This window comes from Streptomyces sp. PA03-6a (genome assembly GCF_033792765.1).
Taxonomy (GTDB): domain Bacteria; phylum Actinomycetota; class Actinomycetes; order Streptomycetales; family Streptomycetaceae; genus Actinacidiphila.
The window spans coordinates 83,705-105,336 of sequence record NZ_JARAVK010000002.1; the positions used below are offsets into that span (position 1 = coordinate 83,705).

Annotated in this window: 16 protein-coding genes; 7 read left to right on the plus strand and 9 right to left on the minus strand. The window is 71.0% G+C overall.

Annotated elements, in window-relative coordinates:
* Nucleotides 1-16: 16 nt before the first annotated feature.
* Nucleotides 17-451: a VOC family protein gene (locus tag PV350_RS01010; RefSeq protein ID WP_499509803.1), complete on the minus strand. Its 435-nt coding sequence runs from the start codon at nucleotides 449-451 to the stop codon at nucleotides 17-19.
* Between the two features lie 309 nt (nucleotides 452-760).
* Between PV350_RS01010 and PV350_RS01015 the strand changes: the two genes are divergently transcribed.
* Complete coding sequence (locus PV350_RS01015; RefSeq protein WP_500332517.1) at nucleotides 761-1,834, plus strand: helix-turn-helix transcriptional regulator; 1,074 nt, start codon at nucleotides 761-763, stop codon at nucleotides 1,832-1,834.
* A 13-nt stretch (nucleotides 1,835-1,847) separates the two neighbouring features.
* On the opposite strand, the gene PV350_RS01020 is transcribed toward PV350_RS01015, so the two are convergent.
* The 3 genes from PV350_RS01020 to PV350_RS01030 all read right to left on the minus strand — a co-directional run bounded on the left by PV350_RS01020 (nucleotide 1,848) and on the right by PV350_RS01030 (nucleotide 6,065).
* Nucleotides 1,848-2,375, minus strand: a complete 528-nt coding sequence (locus PV350_RS01020; RefSeq protein ID WP_499509805.1) for a YbhB/YbcL family Raf kinase inhibitor-like protein — start codon at nucleotides 2,373-2,375, stop codon at nucleotides 1,848-1,850.
* Nucleotides 2,376-2,394: 19 nt separating this feature from the next.
* Nucleotides 2,395-3,789 carry an NADP-dependent succinic semialdehyde dehydrogenase gene (locus tag PV350_RS01025; RefSeq protein WP_500332518.1) on the minus strand — a complete coding sequence of 465 codons (1,395 nt, stop codon included), beginning with the start codon at nucleotides 3,787-3,789 and terminating at the stop codon, nucleotides 2,395-2,397.
* A 74-nt stretch (nucleotides 3,790-3,863) separates the two neighbouring features.
* Nucleotides 3,864-6,065, minus strand: coding sequence for an FUSC family protein (locus tag PV350_RS01030; protein WP_500332519.1), 2,202 nt, complete (start codon nucleotides 6,063-6,065; stop codon nucleotides 3,864-3,866).
* A 525-nt stretch (nucleotides 6,066-6,590) separates the two neighbouring features.
* Between PV350_RS01030 and PV350_RS01035 the strand changes: the two genes are divergently transcribed.
* From PV350_RS01035 to PV350_RS01045, 3 genes are all read left to right on the plus strand, one after another.
* Nucleotides 6,591-7,601: an NAD(P)-dependent alcohol dehydrogenase gene (locus tag PV350_RS01035; RefSeq protein WP_499509809.1), complete on the plus strand. Its 1,011-nt coding sequence runs from the start codon at nucleotides 6,591-6,593 to the stop codon at nucleotides 7,599-7,601.
* A 440-nt stretch (nucleotides 7,602-8,041) separates the two neighbouring features.
* Nucleotides 8,042-9,409 carry a carotenoid oxygenase family protein gene (locus PV350_RS01040; protein ID WP_499509810.1) on the plus strand — a complete coding sequence of 456 codons (1,368 nt, stop codon included), beginning with the start codon at nucleotides 8,042-8,044 and terminating at the stop codon, nucleotides 9,407-9,409.
* Nucleotides 9,410-9,523: 114 nt separating this feature from the next.
* A complete protein-coding gene (locus PV350_RS01045) occupies nucleotides 9,524-9,703 on the plus strand; it encodes a hypothetical protein (protein ID WP_499509811.1) in 180 nt (59 codons plus the stop codon).
* A gap of 30 nt (nucleotides 9,704-9,733) precedes the next feature.
* Here PV350_RS01045 and PV350_RS01050 read toward each other — a convergent pair whose 3' ends face one another.
* Both PV350_RS01050 and PV350_RS01055 read right to left on the minus strand, forming a co-directional pair.
* Nucleotides 9,734-10,645 (minus strand): NAD-dependent protein deacetylase, encoded by a 912-nt coding sequence (locus tag PV350_RS01050; protein WP_499509812.1) that lies wholly within the window; start codon nucleotides 10,643-10,645, stop codon nucleotides 9,734-9,736.
* Between the two features lie 354 nt (nucleotides 10,646-10,999).
* Nucleotides 11,000-12,091 carry a zinc-binding dehydrogenase gene (locus tag PV350_RS01055; RefSeq protein WP_499509813.1) on the minus strand — a complete coding sequence of 364 codons (1,092 nt, stop codon included), beginning with the start codon at nucleotides 12,089-12,091 and terminating at the stop codon, nucleotides 11,000-11,002.
* A 759-nt stretch (nucleotides 12,092-12,850) separates the two neighbouring features.
* Here PV350_RS01055 and wrbA point away from each other — a divergent pair.
* Together wrbA and PV350_RS01065 are read left to right on the plus strand one after the other, a co-directional pair.
* Nucleotides 12,851-13,471 carry an NAD(P)H:quinone oxidoreductase gene (gene wrbA, locus PV350_RS01060; protein WP_500332520.1) on the plus strand — a complete coding sequence of 207 codons (621 nt, stop codon included), beginning with the start codon at nucleotides 12,851-12,853 and terminating at the stop codon, nucleotides 13,469-13,471.
* A 95-nt stretch (nucleotides 13,472-13,566) separates the two neighbouring features.
* The gene (locus PV350_RS01065; RefSeq protein WP_499509815.1) at nucleotides 13,567-14,316 is read left to right on the plus strand and encodes an SDR family NAD(P)-dependent oxidoreductase; all 750 of its coding nucleotides are present in this window, start codon (nucleotides 13,567-13,569) and stop codon (nucleotides 14,314-14,316) included.
* 243 nt (nucleotides 14,317-14,559) lie between these two features.
* Here PV350_RS01065 and PV350_RS01070 read toward each other — a convergent pair whose 3' ends face one another.
* Nucleotides 14,560-18,384, minus strand: coding sequence for a S8 family serine peptidase (locus tag PV350_RS01070; RefSeq protein WP_500332521.1), 3,825 nt, complete (start codon nucleotides 18,382-18,384; stop codon nucleotides 14,560-14,562).
* 432 nt (nucleotides 18,385-18,816) lie between these two features.
* Here PV350_RS01070 and PV350_RS01075 point away from each other — a divergent pair, with 432 nt between their 5' ends.
* On the plus strand, nucleotides 18,817-19,365 hold the full coding sequence (locus PV350_RS01075; protein WP_499509817.1) for a GNAT family N-acetyltransferase: 549 nt from the start codon (nucleotides 18,817-18,819) through the stop codon (nucleotides 19,363-19,365).
* 115 nt (nucleotides 19,366-19,480) lie between these two features.
* On the opposite strand, the gene PV350_RS01080 is transcribed toward PV350_RS01075, so the two are convergent.
* Both PV350_RS01080 and PV350_RS01085 read right to left on the minus strand, forming a co-directional pair.
* Nucleotides 19,481-20,140, minus strand: coding sequence for a hemerythrin domain-containing protein (locus PV350_RS01080; protein WP_500332522.1), 660 nt, complete (start codon nucleotides 20,138-20,140; stop codon nucleotides 19,481-19,483).
* A gap of 638 nt (nucleotides 20,141-20,778) precedes the next feature.
* Entirely contained in the window at nucleotides 20,779-21,549 is a 771-nt protein-coding gene (locus tag PV350_RS01085) for an IclR family transcriptional regulator (RefSeq protein WP_500332523.1), read from the minus strand.
* Between the last annotated feature and the right edge of the window lie 83 nt (nucleotides 21,550-21,632).

Here is a 21,632-nt window from a genome sequence, read left to right on the forward strand (position 1 = left end):
GCCGTACGGGCGTCCGTCAGGCGAGGGCGAGGAACTCGAGCTGGAGGTTGTCGGGGTCGCGGAACACGACGGTCGAGTAGGCGAACGGCTCCGTCTCGTCCCTGATGGGTGTGTGCGCGATGCCCAGCTCGTCGAGCCAGGTCATCCAGGTCTCGAGGTCGGTGCGGGAGCCGACCTGGAACGAGATGTGGTCGAGACCGGTCCGGGATTCGAGGAAGCCCTCGTGCTGGTTGCCCGTGTTCTTGTGCAACCCGATCACCAGGCCGGAGTCGGGGGTGACCAGCAGCACCCCGTACCCCGTCGATTCCCGGTAGAGGTGGTTGAACTTGTAGTCGACGCGTTCGGCGCTGAACAGCCGCTGGTACCAGTCCAGACTGTCCTCCAGGTTGGACACGGTGAAGGAGAGGTGGTGGACCCCGGTGATCCTGGGGCCGGCGATGACCTGGGCCATGGCATACCTCCGGTAGCGAGTCTTCAGCCCGTCCGTTCCCCTATGGATCGATTCTCGGCGGGCGCCGCTTGGGGGTGCAAATCGTGCGGGATTCAGCGTGGACGGTCCGCGGCAACGCGCAAGGCCTTCTGAAAATGTGCGCCACGTCATGGAAGATCCGCGCCACGGACGTACCGGATCCATTCCGCGGAACGCGTGGCGAGTTGTTGAATTCCGAACCAGTAGTACACTTGAGCACGCACGCGTCAGTTGGCAAGGCATCGATCACTCGGCACCTCCGGCGGAGGATCCCGAAGCGATCGTGAGAGGGTGCAGGTGGAATACGAGCGATCGGCAGGCTTTGCGACCGCCATGCCGAGTCCCGACAGCACCATCGCCTACCGGGCCGGAATGCGCCTCACCGCCGCACAGGCGGAATCCTCCGAGCGGCATTTCCGTCACCGGGAACACAACCCTTTCGGAGAGCAGGGCCCTTTCTCGCACCTCACACGCCTCGCCGTCCCGCACTCCGCCGCTTCTCGCGGATTTCGCTTCGACGCACGTGGCCAGCTCATCGACGGACTGCTGTCCGCCCGGGTCTACGTCGATTCCCTGACAGGGATTTCCGGGAAGAACCTGCCCCAGGATCCGATCGTCGCCGACGTGGTGACCTCGGGCTGGATCGAGTTCCTGGCGGGCAAGAAAACGTACTACGTCAAGCCGGGACAGATCTGCATCCGCGACACGAAGGCCTCGTGGCGGTTCTCCTGCTCGTCGGCCACGAATGTGCACGTCATCTCCATTCCGCGCCACCTGGTGCTTCCGCACATCGCATCGGGGAAACGGCTGGGCCAGGCCTACGTCGCGGACACCGCCGCACCCGAGGTGCGGTTCCTCCTCAACTACCTCGAGGCGGTGCGGAGCAGCAGCCGGGAACTGGAGACGTCGGACACCGCACGGCGCATGGCGCGTGATGCCTGCGCGACCCTGTTCTCGGGCATCTTCTCGGAACGTCCCGGTTCGGCGCTCGACGACCACCCCCGGGCGATCGTGGCGGCCGCCAGGAACGTCATCGAAAGGCATCTCGAAAGCGGAGACCTGTCTCCGGCGATGGTCGCCCGGCACGTGGGAGTGTCCCTTCGGACGCTGCACCGGAGCTTCTCGGCCGCGGACGACTCCGTGATGGCCTGCGTCCGCAGGCGGCGTCTGCAGAAGGCCCACGACGAACTCGTGGACCCGGACACCACGGCCGGGATCGCCGAGATCGCGGCACGCTGGCGCTTCTCGGACACCAGTCACTTCATCCGGACCTTCAAGTCGGGCTACGGGGCCACTCCCGCCGCATACGTGCGGGATCGCCGAGCCGCCGGCGGTGGCGACGACCCGGGCCGCGGCATCCTGTAGGACACGGGCCCTGTCACCGCTCGAAGGTGCCGTACATGGTCGCCCGCGCGATCGCATGCGTGAACAGCTGGAACTCCATGAGGGCGGGGGCCGTCGCCTCGGACACGTCCAGCTTCTCCACGTCGACGGCATGCACCACGAGGAAGTAGCGGTCCGGGCCGTTCCCCGGAGGTGTCGCCGGACCGAGGTACCGGCGGTAGCCGGCGTCGTTGGGCAGCGTCACCGCGCCGCCCGGCAGCGCGCTTCCGTCTCCCGCCCCGGCCGGCAGGTCGGTCACGGAGGCGGGGAGGTTGGCCACGGCCCAGTGCCAGAAGCCCGAGGCGGTCGGCACGTCGGGGTCGAACATCGCGACCGTGAAACTACGGGTCCCCTCGGGGAAGCCGGACCAGCTCAGCTGCGGTGAGACGTCCGATCCGCCCGCCCCCAGGATGCCGCTCACGTGCTCGCGCGCCAGTTGCCCGCCGTCGGCCAGGGACTGCGAGGTCACCGAGAAGCCCGGGATCGGCGGCATGAAGTCGTAGGGGGCATATGGCTTGATCATCACGGTCCCTCGCTTTCGGCTACGACGTGCCGCCCGCGCTCCCGCCGATCCAGACGGTCTTGGCGTTCATGAACTCGCGCATGCCCAGGTCCGACAGTTCGCGTCCGTACCCGCTGCGCTTCACGCCGCCGAAGGGGATCTCCGGGTAGCTGGTCGTGTTGCCGTTGATGAAGGCCATGCCCGACTGCACGTCACGTACGAACAGCGCCCGGTCCGCCTCGTCCTCGCTCCACAGGTTGGAACCCAGCCCGTACGGGTGGCCGTTGGCGATCCGGAGTGCCTCCTCCAGCGAGGACACCGTCCACACCTGCGCCACCGGGCCGAAGACCTCCTCGTGGAACATCTTCATGTCGGGAGTGATGTCGGTGAGCACCGTGGGAGGGTAGAACCAGCCGGGCCGGTCCGGTCGTTCCCCGCCCACCAGCACCGTCGCCCCCTTGCTCACGGCATCGTCCACGTAGGCCTCCACGTCACGGCGGCCGGACTCGGTGGCCAGCGGGCCGACGTCGGTCCCGTCGTCCATCGGGTCCCCCACGACCAGCGCGCCCATCTTCGCGACGAACATCCCGATGAAGGCCTCGGCGATGTCCGCGTGGACGAAGAACCGCTTGCCGTTGATGCACGACTGCCCGTTGTTGAGGCACCGTGCCCTGACCGCGGCGTCGGTGGCCCGCTCCAGGTCCGTGGACGGCATCACGATGAAGGGGTCGGAACCGCCGAGTTCGAGGACCACCTTCTTGATCTCGTCCCCGGCGATGGCGGCCACCGACCGTCCCGCGGGTTCGCTGCCGGTGAGCGTCGCGGCCGCCAGGCGCTCGTCCCGCAGCACCTGCTCGACCCGTCCGGAGGAGATCAGCAGGGTCTGGAACACGTCGTCCGGGAAGCCCGCGTCACGGAACAGCCGCTCCATGTAGAGAGCGGTCCGGGGCACGTTGGAGGCGTGCTTGAGCAGGCCCACGTTGCCCGCCATCAACGCGGGCGCGGCGAACCGCATCGCCTGCCACAGCGGGAAGTTCCACGGCATCACCGCCAGGACCACACCGAGCGGCTGGTAGGTGACGTACGTCTGCCGCGCGCCGACGCTCGGGCCGTCACCGGTCCGGTCCCGCAGGAACGCGGGTGCCTCGGCGGCGTAGAAGCGCAGCCTGCGCACGCACTTGACCACTTCCTCCCGGGCGGACCGGAGCGTCTTGCCCATCTCCGTGGTGAGCAGCCGGGCGACGGCGTCGGCCTCCTTCTCCAGGTGGTCGGCGGCCTGTTCGACCCATCCCGCTCGCTGCTCCGGTGTCGTCAGGCGGTACGACGCGGCCGCGGCGGCCGTCCGGGCCAGTTTGTCCTCGAGTTCCCCGGGGGTGAGTTCGTCGAACCGCTCGAGGACCTCGCCGGTCACGGGGCTGATCGTTGCGATGGCCATGCTTCCACGCTAGGACCGGCCAATCCGACCGGCAATTCAGGCCGGCCCTCGAGGCATCCGGCGTCGCGGGGACGTCAGCGCCACGGGGAGGTCGTCGTACCGGCCGCCGTGCGCGGCGAGCGGGCAGCGCCGATCGCGCGCCGCAGACTGGCCAGCCAGATGGCGGCGTCCACGGCGTAGTACAGCAGCGGGTCGGGGGCCCGGCCGGGCGACGCGAGGCACACGTCGTGGATGACGGTGGTGTCGGCCGGGGCGTCGTCGGTGGTGCCGTCCACGGGGGCGGCCTGCTCCTCGCCCGAGCGCAGTGCGTGGCTGAACGGCAGCGTGAACAGCCGGAGCCGGTGGGCGGCGTCGCGTAGGTGCGTGGCACTCCGCGGCCAGGCGGACAGCGCGCCCGGCGGGCAGTTGTCCAGCAGGACCTGCCCCATCGTGATGACCCGGTTGCCCACCAGCATGATCACCTGGAAGTCGGTGTCGGAGGACGCCCCCGCGCGCCGCGGGGGGTGTCGTTCGGTGGCGTACTCGGCGTAGCTCGCCTCCGCGATCCGCTGCGCGAGCCTCGCCCTGGGCAGGGCGTCGGTGACCCGCACGCCCTCGGTGATGGTGCCGGTCACGTCCGTGACCGCGCGGGTGCCCTCGTCCAGCACGCGCGCGCAGGCCCTCCGCAGTTCCCCGGTGCCGCCGTGAGGCCACGCGAGCAGTCCGACCACCGCGCCGATCAGCGCCCCGGCCAGCACGTCCAGCACCCGGGCTGCCGCCAGCTCGGGCCCGCTGGGGGCCACCTGCGCGAAGGCCGCCGCCACGGTGAGGGTGAAGAACGCCTGCCCCCATCCCGGACCCAGCACCGTGCCCGACGCGAACGCCAGCAGCATGCAGGGCGGCAGCAGCACGGCGTAGACGGCCGGCGCGTCCGCGGCGAAGTGCAGGATCAGCGCCGCGACGACCGCCCCCGCGAGGGTCCCGCGCAGCGCGGGCCGCAGAGCGGTACGGGTGTCGGCGGCACTCGTCCGCATCACGGTCAGTGTCGTCAGCAGCGCCCAGAAACCGTGCGCCAAGCCCAGCTGGCCCACGACCAAGCGCGCCGCCGCAAGGGCCACCGCGATGCGCACCGCGTTCTGGAAGCACACCGACCGCGGGGTGAGGTGGGCCAGCACCCGCCGGTAGTACAACTCCGCCGTCGACCGGCCCGCGTACCAGAACGCGCCACGCACCTCCGGCGACGCGGTCCCGGCGGGTACCGGGGCGCCCATCGCGATCCGGGTCGCCGCCACCACCAGGTCCGCCGTGTGCGTGATGTCGAGGGCGATCGCGCCGTTCCGCACCATCGTCGCCGAGTCCGTGCCCGCCTCGCGCGGTTGGCCGCGATGCGACTCGAATGCCCGCACCGCGTCCCCGCACAGGGCCGGCATCGGCGGCGGCGCCTTCCCCGTCAGGGCCCGCGCCACGTCCTCACACGTGGCGGCGGACGCCAGCAGCAGCCCCTTCGCGACGGGTTCGCCCAGCGCCGCCCCCTCGGCCGCCGACTCCTCCAGCTGCCGTGCCTGCGCCAGCAGATGCCGCATGTGCCCGGCGCCCTCGGACAGCGCCCGGTCCCGCGCCGACGCCGACACCGGACGCTCGTCGGCGGGTACGTGACTCATGCGCAGCGCCTGCGACACCTCCAGCAGCAGCGCCGGGTCGCAGCGCCGCGGCGGATCCGCCGCCAAGCCGTACAGGGCATCGGCGGCCACCTGCGCCGCCCGCGCCAGCCGGTCGTGGTAGCGGCCAGGACGCGCCGCCGGCCACAGCCACAGCTCGGCCGCCGCCATCAGGACCATCCCGGCGACCAGGCCCGTGAGCCGCAACCCCAACGTCGAGGGCGCGTACGGCGGGAAGCACGGCAGGATGTAGAACAGCTGCAGCCCGTTGGCCAGCCCGACGAACTTCGGCCCGCCGACCCCGCTGTACGTCACGAGGAAGCCCACCACGAGCATCCCCAGCGCCGCCGCCCATCCGTACACCGCCAGCCATGTGCCGAGCGTCACCAGCGCCATCGCGAGCGGCAGCACCGCCAGCAGCGTCACCGCCCGCTGACGCGGCGTCCCCGGCACGGAGGACAACCCACCCGACGCGACGGCACCGAAGAGGGCGTAGATCGCGACCGTCCGGTCGCCCAGCCCGTACCGCGCGGCATAGAACCCCGCGCACGCGACCACCGTGACGCGTGCCGCCCGACGCACCGCGGCCGACCCGGGATCCCGGGCCCGCAGCCACTCCGTCCAGCGCCGCACTCCCACCGGTCAACCGTAGGCCCCGGTGGGTGGCCGGGCGACCGCGCGCCTGCTCAGCGGACGTCGAACGTCCCTCCGGCGCCGGCGACGGCGACGCTCAGCGGCACGGGCCCGCTCCGGCTCGCCGGTGCCGCCGTGCGACCACGCATCCGGCGTGGCACTCCCGTCCACCCACCGTAGGTCCCGGCCGGGCAGCGGGCCACCGAGCGAACGGGCGGTGCCGCGGTGCCGCCGCTCCCGCCCGGAGGGCGTGAAGTGGCACGCACATTCAACCGAGTTGCGGTCAGCGACCGGACGGCGACGGATCGCACTCCCCCACCGTCGGCTCCGGATGCGCGGCGACGGCAGGCGCAGGACCCTGGAGATGTCCGAAGCGGAGCGGCGGCCACCTTGACCGGCGCAGCATTCCGAGATCGTCACGCTGCACCGGCACGTAGTGCTGCCCGCCGGCGAAAGCGAGGCACCCCCATGCAGATGCAAGCAGCTCGGATGCACGGATACAAAGAGCCCCTGCGAATCGAAGACGTCCCCATGCCCGACCCGGCGCCGGACGAGATCCTGCTGAAGGTCGCCGCGACCGGCATGTGCCGCAGCGACTACCAGCTCCTCAACGGCTACTTCGAAGTCCCGTTCCCCGTGGACCTCCCCTACATCCCCGGCCACGAGGTCACGGGCCGGGTGGCGGGGATGGGCAGCGCCGTACCGCAGTCGGTGGGGTACTCCGAGGGCGACATGGTCGTGGTCAACCCCAGCTGGGGCGACGGCACATGCCGCCAGTGCCGGGAGGGCAACGAACAGCTGTGCAGCGGCAACGGCAGGTGGGTGGGGTTCGGACCTCCCGGAGGCTTCGCCGAGTACATGGCCGTGGAGTGCCGCCACGCGATCCCCGTCTCGGAGAACGCGGCGAAGACGCCCGAGGTCCTCGCCCCGATGACCGACGCGGGCATGACCCCGTACCGCGGGATGCGCAAGCTCCGGGACACCGGCAAGCTCGGCCCCGGCCGTACCGTCGCCGTCACGGGCATCGGAGGCCTGGGCAGCTACGCCGTCCAGTACGCGAAGCTGCTCGGCGGCGGAGCGACCGTGGTGGCCCTCGCCCGCAAGGACGGCAAGCTGGACGTGGCGAAGGAGAACGGCGCCGACTACGGGATCAACGTCCGCGACAAGTCCACCGAGGCCATCCAGGACGAGCTGGAACAGCTCACCGGCCGCAGGACGATCGACGCCATCCTGGACTGCGTCGGCAGCAACGCGTCCATCTCCATGGGGTTCGACCTGCTGGGCCCCGAAGGGGTGCTGGCGGCCGTCGGCCTCATGAGCCACCACGTCGAGCACAAGCAGTTCCCCTTCGTGGGTACGGAACTGACCTACATGGGCTCCTTCTGGGGCAACCACCTGGACCTGGTCGAGGTGCTCTCCCTCGCCGAAGCCGGCCTCGTCAAGCACAACGTCACCAAGGTCAGGCTCGAGGACATCAACGACAACCTGGAGGCCCTCGGGCACGGCGACGTCATCGGGCGCCAGGTCATCGTCTTCGAATGAAGCCCGCGCGCCCGCGCGGTAGGGAGGCCGGCCCGCCGACGGGACGGCTCACGTGCGCGCCGCCCGCCTGTGTCAGGTGGGCGGCGCGCACGCTTGCGCCATCTCAGACCGGGGCCGCGGACCTGGAGGTGTCCGCTACCGCCGTCCGCCGACTGGTGCCGGCGTGCAACGGGCTGGCCCGGCCCGTCGAAGGCCGGCGCGCGCACCGCGGTGGCGCACCACTCGTCGAACCAACTGCATTGGCCTTCCCGGGCTGATCCGTTCGGCGGTGGCCTCCACCTCGCCGAAGTCGGCACCCGCGTAGGCGATATGGCCCGGCGAACGAAGTGTGGGAAGCCTCACGCAGAGGGGTTCTCCGGGTTCGGACGTTCTGAATCTCAATATGCCGGACCGGAACGTCCCGGCCGTACCGTTGGTGTGTACGGTCGAAGGGAACCATCATGACCAGCGAGAACTTCACCCATCGGTATCTCGGCGCGGGCAATTACGCCCCTCTCACCGAGGAGGTGAGCGCGTCCGACCTGCCCGTCACCGGCGAGTTGCCGCGCGAGTTGAACGGGCGCTACCTGCGGATCGGACCGAACCCGCGGGGCGAGGTCGACCCGGCCACCCACCACTGGTTCAACGGCGCCGGGATGGTCCACGGGATCCGGCTCCGCGACGGCAAGGCCGAGTGGTACCGCAGCCGCTTCGTCGAGAGCGAGCAGGGCGCGCCCAACACCAATGTGCTCAGCCACGCCGGGCGCATCCTCACCCTCATCGAGGCCGGCAGGCCGCCGGTGGAGATCAGTCCCGATCTCGCCCGCATGGCGGTCTGGGACTGCGAGGGCGCACTCGACCGCGGCTTCACCGCGCATCCGAAGGTGGACCCGGCGACCGGCGACCTGCACGCCATCACCTACAACCTGCGGTTCAGCTCCCTGCGGTACGTGGTCCTCGGAGCCGACGGCAAGGCAAGGCACAGCAGTGACATCGAGGTCGACGACGGCCCGATGGTGCACGACATGGCGCTGACCGAAACACGCGTCGTCGTGCTCGACCTCCCGGTCACGCTGGCCGCCGCCAAGCGTCTCGCGCAGGACGGCGGGCCCATGACCAAACTTCCCCTCACCTGGGACGAACGTCACGCGGCGCGGATCGGGATCCTGCCGATCGGCGGGACGGCCGAGCAGGTGCAGTGGATCGAGGCGCCGCGCTGCTTCGTGTTCCACGTCCTCAACGCCTTCGACAACGCCGACGGCTCGCTGACGATGGATGTCGTGCGGTACGACCGCATGTTCGTGCACGACGTCTGGGGGCCCGGCGAATCGACCCCGACCCTGGTGCGCTGGACGGTGAACCCGGCCCTGGGCACGGTCAGGGAGGAGGTGATCAGCCAGTTCCGCGTGGAATTCCCGCGGATCGACCCCGCACTGACCGGCCGGGCGCACCGCTACGGATGGTTCGCCGGCTTCAGCGCACACGGTCTGATGATCACGGACGACGTGGAACGCGACCCCACCGACGGCTTCGGCACCGGACCGTTGATCAAGGTCGACACCCACACCGGAGTCACCGGCGTCCACGACTACGGTCCCGGACGCGTCACGATGGAGCCGGCGTTCGTACCGCGGCCGGACGCCACGGGCGAGGACGACGGCTGGATCCTCTCGGTCGTCCATGACGCGAACGTCAACCGCGGCGAACTGGTGGTCCTCGACGCAGCCGACCTCACCGCCGCTCCGATCGCCAGGGTGCACCTGCCCAGCCGCGTCCCCTTCGGCTTCCACGGCAACTGGATCGACGACAAGAACATCACCACCGGCTGACCGCCTGGCGGCGATTCCGGGTCGGTGCCAGGGCAGGGGAAGAGAAAGCGGCGGCAAGCAGCCGCGAGGCAGCGGGTCGCCGCTCGTACCGCGCCGAGCGAGGGCCGGTGGGAAGTGATCTTCGAGACGCGGGACCAGGCGGAGTTGCGCGCGCACCTGCGTCGTCTGCGGGAGGCACGGGTCGACGAGGCGACGCTCCGGATCGACACGTTCTGCGGCCGGCTCGTGCAGCCGACCACGTATCGGCTGAGCCGGTTCGTGGCGGTACGGCCGGACGGGGGCGGTCGCCCGTGACGGGATCACCGGCAGGTAGTCGACGGGGCGTCAGCAACCCGCCGGAGCCGCCGCCTCACCGTCGACGGGGATGTCCAGCCGGCCGGCCACGGAGGTGAGGGCCGTTCCCAGCGGGAGCTCGACGCGGGCGAGGGCGTACTGGTCGCCGCGGGTCGGGTCCCGGTTGACGATGAGCACCGGCTTCCCGGCCTGGGCCGCCTGCCGGACGAACCGCAGCCCGGACATCACCGTCAGCGACGATCCCAGCACCAGCAGCGCGGACGCCCCACGGACCAGCTCGCGGCACCGCTCGACCCGTCCCGGGGGAACGGCCTCGCCGAAGAACACCACGTCCGGCTTGAGGACGCCGCCGCAGACCGTACAGGGCACCACGCGGAAGTCCCCGACCTGGTCGTCGGTGAGGTCGGCGTCACCGTCCGGATTGATCCCCGCGGCCACCGGCTCGAAGCCCGCGTTGGCCTCCTCCAGCCGCCGGGCGAGTTCGCCGCGCGGGCTGACCGCGCCGCAGGACAGGCAGACCACCCGGGCGAGGCTCCCGTGGAGCTCCACCACGTCGTCGCTGCCGGCGGCCTGGTGCAGGCCGTCGACGTTCTGGGTGATCGCACCCGAGAGCAGGCCGTGCCGCCCGAACGCGGCCACCACCCGGTGCCCGGCGTTGGGCCGGGCGCGGCCGAAGGTCCGCCAGCCCAGGTGGCTGCGCGCCCAGTACCGGCGCCGGGCCCGGGCGCTGCCGGTGAAGTCCTGGTACGTCATCGGGGTGTGCCGGCTCAGGCTCCCGCCCTCGCCCCGGTAGTCGGGGATGCCCGACTCCGTGGAGATGCCCGCCCCGCTGAGCACCAGCACCCCGCCGGCCCTCAGCGCATCGGCGACCGGCTCCAGATCCGTGGTGCCCGGCGGTAGGTCCTCGGGAGGCGTCCAGCTCAGGGTGGGGCGCATGCGCATGCCGCAAGGGTACGCAACGGCGTTCCTTGGGCCGCTCCCGCCCATGGGCGCGGTGACGCACCGTGCCGGTACGGCGACCCGGTGTCCGTCGCCTGCGGGGCGCGGCCGTGCGCGGGCGGCTTGAGGAGGTCCGCGACGCCGCCTGCGTCATCGGACACGGGGACTGGGACGGCCGCGATGTGAAGTTCCACGACGGGCGGCCGCACACGGACGAGCGCTGAGTCACCAACGAGGAAGAGCCGAGCCGGGATCTGACGTGACGACGGCCGCTGCCACCCGCTGTCCCTGATCGTCCTGCCGGAACAGCGGGCGGGCTGTGCTCACTTCAGGGCACCGCAATGGCGAACCGGGTCGCTACGGGACGATCACGGCCTTGAGCGGCTCGCCGCGGCCGACGGCGTCCAACGCGTCCTGCGCCTGCTCCAGGGAGAAGCGGTGCGTGACCATCTCGGCGAGCGGGAACCGCTGATGGCACATCCGGGTGATCCGGATCGTGTCGTACATGTGCCGCGGGGTCGTGTAGGCCGAGCCGATGACGCGGATGTTGCGGTTGTTGAGGTGGCGCGGCTCGACCGGCGACGTGCCCCGGGCGGACCACAGGCCGAGGATGACGTACGTCCCGTCGGTGGCGACGAGCGGGAGGCCCTCGGTGAAGGCCGGGACCCTGCCGGCGGCCTCGATGATGACGTCGGCGCCCCGCCCGTCCGTGATCTCCATGACGGCGGCGGCCCGCTCGTGCTCGTCCGTCTTCGTCACGTCGATCGTGGTCGTGGCACCGAGCCTCCCGGCCATCGCGAGCCGCTTGGCCGGTGCCCCGAGGACCGTGACGCTCCCCGCGCCGGCGAGGTGCGCCAGGAGCGTGGCGGCGAGGCCGACCGGCCCCGAGCCCTGCACGATGACGTTCTGCCCGTACCGGATGCCGCCCAGCCGGTCCAGGGCGTGCAGCACCGTGGGCATGGCACAGCCGAACGCGATGAGGGCCTCGGCCGGGACGTCCGGCGGGATCTTGAAGAACGCCGTGCGGTCGGGCAGCCAGGCGTACTGCGTGTAGGTGCCCACCGGCGGCTTGTCCGCGGGGTTGTGCAACTGGAACATGACCAGGTTGGGGCACATGGACACGTCTTCGAGGACGGTGCAGTAGTAGCAGCGGTAACACGGCTGCGCCGGCTGCCAGTAGACGAGGTCTCCCACCGCGACCGGCTCGCCGGCGCTGTCGGTGGTGATGTCGGAGCCGAGCTCCTCGATCCGGCCGATGGCCTCGTGGCCCAGGACCATCGGGTGGGGAAGTTCGATGTCACCGGACTGGAGGTGGTGGTCCGTGCCGCAGACGCCGGACATCTCGACGGACACGATCACGTCGCGGCTGGATGCGGACGGGGTGGGATGCTCCCAGATCTCCAGGGGCGAGCCCGGCTTCACCAGTACGGCGCGCTTGACGTTGCGCATGGTCTGCGTCTCCTTCTGCTGTTCCGGTGGGACGGCGCCGCCGACGGGCCGCAGCCGGGCCCGGGATCGGAGGGATGGACCGAGCGCCGAGATTTCCCGACGACGGCGCGTAGGGCCGCCGCCGGCCGAGGCGGTGTGCCGCTGCCGGAGTACGTCGCCCACCACGTGCCATAGTTGCGTGCGCCAGCAATGAAACACCCGCGACCGTGGCGTGCACATCGGATAAACGACCTACTCCCCCAGCCGTAGTCGTGAAGGACGAAGCCGGTCCCGGGGTCGCAGTCGCCCGCACCCTGAACGGATGGCGGCATCCGGGGGGGGCAACGACGCCCCCGACCAGGCCTTTGACCATGCGTGACGGCCGGGACCGCGGCGCGGTGAGCGGCTTCGGCACCGCGCCTCGCACACGCCCTCGACGATCGCTTCACCCTTGCCGTCGACCGCCCCCATCAGGTGCGGCACCGCACGGACGCCCCATCGGCGGCGCCCGAGGCGGCGGGCGGGGCAGCCCGCCCAGCCACCGCGACGGCCGCCTACAGCCCGGGGAGTAGGTCGCATTTCGCATAGGAAGTTGCCCGGGCTTCCTGTTTCATTGCTTGCGCACGCAGTTCGCGGGGAGGTGGCAGCCTCCCGGGCCATGCGGCGGCCGTTGCCACGCCCGAGAGGGACACCGGGCAGGACCGCGGCGGCCCGGCTCCCCCTCCCCCACGCGCCGAGACCCCTCGGGCTCAGGCGTTCCGCACCGAAATGGACCTCACCATGCCCCACACACCCAACGTCGCCGTCATCTACTACTCCTCCACCGGCACCATCCACCAGCTGGCGGAGACCGTCGCCGTCGGTGCGACCGAGGCCGGAGCGGACGTGCGGCTCCTGCGCGTCGCCGAGATCGCGCCCAAGGAAGTGATCGCGGGCGTCCAGCCGTGGGCCGAGCACGCCGCGTCGACCGAGCACATACCGGTGGCCACGACGGACGACCTCGAATGGGCCGACGGCGTCGTCTTCGGTACCCCCACCCGCTTCGGCAACGTCGCCAGCCAGCTCAAGCAGTTCCTGGACACCCTCGGCGGCATGTGGGCCCGCGGCCTGCTGGCGGACAAGGTCTACAGCGGCTTCACCTCCACCTCCCAGCTGCACGGCGGGCAGGAGTCCACCCTGCTGGCGCTCTACAACTCGATCTACCACTTCGGCGGGTTCATCGTGCCCCCCGGCTTCACCGACCCCGTGAAGTTCGCCGACGGCAACCCCTACGGCACCTCGCACGTCACCGGCGCCGACGGAGAGCTCCCCGTCGACAGCACGGCCCGCGCCTCCGCCCACTTCCAGGGCCGGCGGATCGCCGACGTCACCCGGATCATGAAGGCCGGCCGCGCGGCGTGACGACTCCTCCGGGCGTGCAGCCCGGAGGGACAGAGCTCCCGGGCACCCCTCAACGATGCCCGGGACCCGATCAGTTCACAGCAAAGGAACCCGACATGACAGTCCCCCAGACACACACCGGCCGCGTGGCCGTCGTCACCGGCGCCGGACGCGGCATCGGCCAGGCCATCGCGGTCGACCTCGGCGCGCGCGGCGCGACCGTCGTCGCGGTCGACCTCAACAACCCGGAGGAGACCGTCGCCCTGCTCACCGACGCTGGCCGCCCGGTGCTCGGCCTCACGGCCGACGTGTCCAGCCCGGAGCAGACCGCCGCCGTGGGCGAGGAGGTCGCCGACCGTTTCGGGCGCACCGACATCCTGGTCAACAACGCCGGGGTCTTCCCCTTCCGGACCTTCGAGGAGCTGGACTACGACACCTGGCGGCGCGTTCTCGCGGTCAACCTGGACTCGCAGTTCCTCATGGCCAAGGCGGTGCTGCAGACCATGAAGGAGGGCGGCTGGGGCCGCATCGTCAACCTGACCTCCAACTCGATCGTCACCAGCGTCCCCGGCCTCTCGCACTACATGGCGAGCAAGATGGGCAACATCGGCTTCAGCCGCGGCCTGGCCAACGACCTCGCCCCCTTCGGTATCACCGTCAACGCGGTGGGCCCGACCCTGACCATCACCCCGGGCTCCCGGGAGGTCCACCCGCAGGAGGCGCTGGAGGCCGCCGCGCAGGCCCAGGCCATCAAGCGCAACGGTGTGCCGGAGGACCTGACCGGCACCGTCGCCTTCCTCACCAGCGACGACGCCGCCTTCGTGACCGGCCAGACGATCATGGCCGACGGCGGCTACGCCCGCTGACGCGGGCGCGGCGAACCCATAGCGCCGCCGAAGGCGCCACCCCGACCGCACCGGGTGGTGCTTTCGGCGCACCGAACGGCGAGGTGACCGACCGACTGGTTCGAGGAGCCGGCATCCCGCTTGGACTGAGCCGCCCCACCGCCGACGCCCGACGGCGAACGGCGGGTGCCGGGGGTCGTACCCCCGGCACCCGCCGTGATGGCTCGGTCGGCGCCTCCGCGGGGTCGCCGCGGAGGCGCTTGCTCACTTACCGAGCAGGTAGGCCCGCTCCACGGTCTGCTGCACCGTGTTGCCCGCCTTGTCGGAGGCCGTGACCCGCAGGGTCACGTACGCACCCTTGCGCTGGTCGCCCGGGCGCTCGATCGTCGCGGTGAACCGGTTGTGGCCGCGGTCCTCGACGCGGACCCGCCCGTTCCAGTTCTTGCCCTCGTCGAAGGACGCCTCGACCTTGAGCTTGACCCCGGTGGGGGCGGCGAGCCCGTCCTGGTTACGGACGGTCAGGGCCAGTTCGTGCCGCTTACCGCCGTCGACGGTGTTCCGCACGTCGGCCGGGACGCCGTAGTCGACCTGGAGGAGGGGCAGCAGGGTCTCCTTGGCCGCGGTGTCGGAGCGGAAGCCCCAGGACGTGAAGGTCCTCGTACCGGTCCGCCAGTACTCGGTGTCGCGCCCGGTCGTCAGCTCCAGTCGGTAGCCGGCCCGGCCCGCGGGGACCGCGAAGTTCCCCCAGGCGCCCGCGGACTCGCCCACCTTCTTGCCGTCGCGGTAGAGGACGGCCGTCACGCTGTCCCCCTGGGGGTAGGTCGGGTCGTCCAGCGTCCCGGGCGCGCTGCCGACCCTCCCGATGCCGCCGCCGGCGGCGGGGTCCTGCTTGCGGGCCCAGTGGCCCGCCGCGTCGGTGTACTCCGGGATCGCCACGCTGAACAGGTCACCGGAGCGGACGGCCGGACGGCTCCAGCCGCGCGGGATCGACGGCCGCACCACGGCCTCGTACCACTCCTCCGAGGCCTTCTCACCGGTCTTGAAGGTGCGGGGGGTGTCCCGCAGACCCGACTGCAGCGCACCGCTGTAGAACAGGTCGGGGCCGGCCATGAAGTCGACGTAGTGCATGAACTGCGTGTCCCCGGAGGTGACGTACTCCGTGCGGGTCTTGCCCGTCGGCGCCCAGCGCGAGGTCTCCCAGGCGACCTGCGCGTAGGAGCGCCAGCTGAACCGCTGCTCGCTCGTCCAGTGCAGTGCGCCGTTGTCCGCGTAGGAGGCCTTCACCTGCGCGGTGTTGCGGTCCGTGACGGTGTACGTCACGTCCTGCGGGATCTGCTGCTGCCAGTGCGCCGCGATGTCGTACAGGTACGGGCTCTCGACCGTCCCGGAGACGTCGACGACGGCCGTGTGCTTCTTCATGTACTGCAGCAGCTTGGCGCCGTCGTCCCCGGTCATCCGGATGACGGGCACGGCGGAGCGCGTGTCCATCGGCTTCCAGTTGGTATAGGCGAGGAAGCCCTGGGGCAGGACGATCACGACGCCCTTCGCACCCGCCTTCGCGGCGGTCTCCGCCAGGTCGTACCCGTCCATCGCGTAGTCGTCGCGGATCACCGCGAGCTTGCCCCGCACGGTGGCGGGCCGCAGGTCCGGCTTGTCCCTCGTCCCGGCGTCCACCGCGACGATCCGCTCACCGTCGGGGTCGAACGGCGTGGACTGCTTGGCGTAGAACGACTCCAGGTCGAAGTCCGCGCCGCGGACCTCGGTGATGAGGTCGGGAGCCGTCATCTCCCAGCGGGAGTTGAACTCGAACTCGCCCTCGGTGACCTTGGACGTGGGGTTCACCCACAGGTCGACGTCCCCGCCGCCGTCCTCGTAGTAGATGCCCATGGTCTGCTCGACGCCGTCGATCTTCCGGTACATCTGGTACGTCAGGTTGTTGCGGCGCTCGGCGGGCTTGGGCGTGCGCACCTGCACCGGCTTGGCCTTGCGCGCGTCCAGGGTGACGGTGGTGTCCTTGGTGACCTTGACCTCGGGATCGATGACCTGGAACACCCGGACGCCGTCGCCGCCGTCCTCCACCAGCGTCCCGCCGATCAGGTAGGTGCCCTCCTCGACCTGGGCGACCCCCGAGTCGGTGAACTGGACCTCCGTGTCCCCTCCGAAGACGTCCAGCAGGGCCCACGCCGTGGGCTCCCCCTCCAGTCCGAGGGAGTCGATGGTCAGCTTGTGCATCGGAGCGCGCACCCACAGGCTGAGCGTGGTGTGCACCGGGACGCCGCCGGTGGACGTGGCGGTGACGTAGCCGTAGTAGGTGCCGCGGCCCGCCTTCGCCGGGTCGACGCCGACCGGCACCTCGACGGTCGCGCCGGGGGCGATGCGGACGGTGTCCGAACCCAGCGTCAGCGCCTGCGCGGGGAGTTCCTTGCCGCCCTTGGCCGTCAGCGCCGCACGCAGGCTCAGCGACACCTCGTCGCCGGAGTTGTTGGTGTAGCGGAGCACTCCGGCCCGCTGCACGGGCGATGCGTCCCGGTCGAACGGGCCCAGGATCATCGTGCCGGTGGCGGTGACGGGGGACGTGAACGCCGCCTTGACGTCGACGCGACCGCCGCCCTGCTCGGTCGGCACCTGGCCGGACACCGTGTGGGAGGTGCTGATCAGCGCGTCCTTGAGCTGCTCACCCGTCCAGTCGGGGTGCTGCCCGGCGATCAGGGCCGCCGCACCCGCCACGTGGGGCGTGGCCATGGACGTACCGCTTGCCGCGATGTACTGATCGTCGACCGGGTCGCCCATGGTCGTACCGACGGCGCGGGCGGCGACGATCCCGACGCCCGGAGCGGTGATGTCCGGCTTGGCCGCCTTGTCGCCGAAGCGCGGGCCGCGGCTGGAGAAGGAGGCCAGCGAGTCGTCGCGGTCGACGGCGCCGACGGTGAGGGCGGCGTCGGCCGCACCGGGCGAGCCCACCGTCATCTCACCGAGCTCGCCGGTGTTGCCCGCGGCGACGACGAAGAGCGCGCCGCTGCTGCGGGAGATCTCGTTCACCGCCTGGCTCATGGGGTCGGTGCCGTCGGTCTGCATGTCCGCGCCGAGGCTCATGTTGACGACCCTGGCGCCCTGCGCCGCGGCCCACTCCATGCCCGCGATGACCTGGGACTCGCTGCCGGAGCCGTCGTCCCCGAGCACCTTGCCGATCAGCAGGTCGGCGCCGGGCGCGACGCCCTTGCGCAGGCCCGCGGATGCGGCGCCGCTACCGGCGGCGGTGGCGGCGACATGCGTACCGTGGCCGAAGTGGTCCTGGGTCGAACCGCTGTCGCTGAAGTCCTTCGCCTCGCTGACGCGGCCCGCGAGGTCCGGATGCGTCTGGTCGGCACCGGTGTCGAGGACCGCGACCTTGACGCCCTCGCCGTGGAAGCCGGCCGCCCATGCGGCGGGCGCGTTGATCTGCGCGGTGCTGCGGTCCAGCGTGGGGCGCACCTTGTGGTCCAGCCAGACCTTCGGGGTCGCGGCCGCAGCGCTCGCCAGGGACGCACCCGCCGCGGGCGCGAGTTGCTTCCAGAACGCGGCGAGGTCCTCGTCGGCCACGCGCAGCGCCTGGGCGTCGATGCTCGGCAGTCGCCGCGGCTCCGCCGAGTCGTCCTGGAACTTCGCGAGGGCGTCCGCCCGCTTGGCGGCGGCACGCGCCGAGCCCTTGGGCGCGGACACGATCAGGGGCAGGGCGTCGGTGTGCGCCTCGTCGTACCCCTGGGCCACCAGGCCCGCGACGTCGAACAGCCCCTCGTCCAGCTGCCCCGTGCGGACCAGCACGGCCGCGTCGGAGGGCAGCACCGTCAGGGCGCCGCCCTTCTCGGTCATCTGGAAGAAGACGTTCTCGCGGCCCGGCGCGCGCTGCACCGACGCCGTCTTCTTGCCGTTCGGCGCGTCGCTGACGGTGACCCGGTCGCCGGTGATCAGGCGGACGGTGGTCGCGCGGTCGTGGGTCGCCGGCGTACCTGCACCGGTCTCCGACGGGGACTGGGCTGCAACGGGCGTGATCGCACCCGTCGCCACCGTCGCCGACATCGCTATCACCGCCCAGAGGCGGATGCGTCTCATTGGTGTCTACAGCCTTTCTGTCATCCCGGCATCCGGGCAGGGCGCCTGAGAGTGGGCGTCATGACGCGTCGTGGTGAACCCGGCCGTGTTCGACGGCGCTACAGGTTCGGGCCGGGGATCGCCGCCGCCGGGCACTCCCGTGCCGGGAGCAAACCCCCTGTACAACTGCGGTTCACCGGACCTTCGGAATCATGCGTCGCACCCACCGGGCCTGTCACCGATCCCGCCTGGCACAACTGGGCCATGTCCCAACGGCGACACGGAGCTTTCTCCGACATGTCCCGGAAACGGCGGAGGTACCCCTGGGGGGCGCCGCTCGGGTCCGCGAGTCCTGGGCCGTCCGACCCGACAACGTACCCGGGGATCCAGGGAGCGCGTCGGAAAAGGATCACTTTCGTGACCTTCTGTTCGGAAGAGGCCTAGCATTGCCGCATGCCCCAGATGCCGTCACGAGTCGAACTGCGCCCGCTCACCCTCGGCGACCAGGATGAGTTCTGCTCGCTCGTGAGGGCCAGCGCCGATCTCTACGGGCCGTGGATGCAACTCCCCGCGAGCGCGGAGGCGTTCCAGGACTGGATGCACCGCTTCGACGACGGCGCCAACCTGGGCTTCCTGATCCGCGTTCCGGACACCGGTGCGGCCGCCGGCACGGTCAACATCAACTCGATCATCCGGGGCCGCTACCAGGGCGCGTCCCTCGGTTACGCGGCTTTCGCCCCGTCTGCGGGGCGGGGTTACATGACCGAAGGGGTCGCCGCAGCCATGCAGCACGCCTTCGAAGACCTGCGCCTCCACCGGCTGGAGGCGAACATCCAGCCGGCGAACAAGGCGTCTTTGGCCCTGGTCCAGCGCCTGGGCTTTCGCTACGAAGGTCTGTCCCCCGACTACCTCTACATCAACGGGGCCTGGCGCGATCACGAACGGTGGTCCATCACCGCACCATCCCCGTGGACGCCCGATCCTTCCCTTCCCGAGGTCTAGGCGCCATCGGCATCGGACCGGGACCGTCCACGAACACGCCGACGGCGGCCCCGCCGCCGGGGCCCGGAGCGGGCACTCGAAGCGAAGCCGCCATGGGCCGCCCGGGCAAAGGGGGTCAGTCGCCGATGCGGGGCGGGGTGCCGGTGCCGTACACGCGCTCGGCGTGGGCGGCGTACGCGCGCTCGGCGGCGTCCGTCAACGCCGAGCGGTGCGCCTCGGGCAGCTCCGCGAGGAGCGCCTCGACGACCTCGGGGTCCGCCTCGTACATCGCCATCCCGAGGGACAACGGCAGGACCTCCTGCGGTGTCCGGGCCATCCCGTGCTCACCGAGTTGCCTCCACTCGGCCGCGGTGACGTACTGCTCGGCGAGCGGGAGCACCTCCTTCTCCTCCAGCGCCAGGTGCTCCAGGAGTGTGGGCAGCAGTCGGTCGAGTGCGGCCGCGAGGCGCCCACCGTGCTCGGCCGTGGCCCGCCACCGGGGCAGCAGCCCGGTCACCTCTTCGTAGGTCTCCTCGATGGCGGCGTGCTGCTCCTCCATCGTGGGCACGATCGCCGTCGCCCGGTCACCCGCGCGTTCGACCAGGCGCGGCCAGAGCAGCAGATCTTCGCCCTCGTGGTGCAGGTGCAGCAGGAAACACACCTGCTCGGCGTGGGCACCGACCGTTTCGGCGCGCTCCACGTCCCCCGGCGCCACGTCGCGCACCAGACGGGGAAGGAGGCGGAACTCCCGGCGCAGCATCGTGTGCGCCATGTACATGTCTCGGACATCCGCCATGGGCTCGTTCGCCTGCGTCACTTGAAACCTCACTCGCTGTGGCAACCACTTCGGGGGCCACTCTCGGCGGGCCGTCGCCCTGGTACGAGCAACGGCCCGGGATCAACCGGATCGTTCACCGGGAGCCGTGGAAAGCCGCGTCCCGCACTTCTGAATGCCCTTCAGGCCGCTGGACGTTCAGACACGGCGGTGTCGGCCACCGCCGCCCGAATCAATGCTGTCGTCCGACGCCACGCGTCCGCGGTGGCGTCCCATGCCATGGCCGCTTTTGAGGTCGCCTCCACCGACGGCGCCCTGCGGGCCGTCGACATTCCGGAAGCGAGACGGCGAGAGCCGTTTCGGCAGCGCGACTCGCGCGACCCTGTACGTCATGTGCATTGCGTGGTGCTCCGGTTCACGTCCGCCTTTGGCCGGCGACATCACGGATCTCCGGTGCCGACCGGCCGGTAAGGGTAGTTTAACGATAAACAACGCTTCTGGTGGCCATATGACTGGCCCTGAGAGTCCTAGGAACGCCAGGGCTCGTACTGACTTCCAGTGATCGCACAGGCGCCATTGGGCCACCGGTGCGCCACTTCCGTTGCGGATTTCGCCGCGCCGACAGGGTCGGGCTTCCCCGTCAGGAATTCCCGTGAATTTCAGGAAACCGGCGGGCGATCGCCGCCTCCGAGTTCGGTTCCGAGGCGCGTCGCCTCCCTCACCAGGATGGGGCCGATCCAGTGGGCCGTGCTTTCGGGCAGCCGGGTGCTCGGTCCCGCGACAGCCAAGGCCCCCCGGATACGGCCGGAGCGGTCGACCACGGCTGCCCCGATGGCGGTGATGTCCGCTTCCACGTTCCCGATGTTGAGGCCGTACCCCTGTCGGCGGGTGTCGTCCAGGGCGCTCGCGACCTCGGCGGACTCCGCCTCGGAGCCGAGCAGGCGGCGCAGGTCCTCGGGGGGCATCCGGGCCAGAATCGCACGGCCCGGGGAGGAGAGTACGGCTGGATGGTCAAGGCCCAGGCGCAGGCCCGTACGCAGCGACCGGGTGGACTCGTGCCCGGCCAGGAAGCGCGTGCGGGTGCCGCGGAGCGCGGCGACCTGAACGGTCTCGCCCAGTTCCGCCGCCAGCGCCGCCAGGTACGGCTCGGCCCGGGTCACCAGTTCCTCTTCCGCCCTGTGCTGTGCCGCGGCGAGATCGAACAGGGCCGGCCCCGCGAGGTAGGCACGGTGACCCGAACCCGCAGCCCTGACCACATGGCCACTCGATTCCAGGATGCCGAGCAGGCGGTGCGCGGTCGACGCGGGGATTCCCACGGCGGCCGAGATGTGGCCGAGCCTGGCCTCCCCGCGGTCGGCCACCACGGCGAGGATCCGCAAAGCCCGGCTCACGCTGGAGTCGGGCGAGCCCTCATGTGCATATTCCCGCATTCCGGAAGACTAACGCTCTCGCCAAACCGTATCCGGGGGCGCCCAAGGCCCCCGTCTCCGTTTCTTCCGCTCTCCGGAAAAAA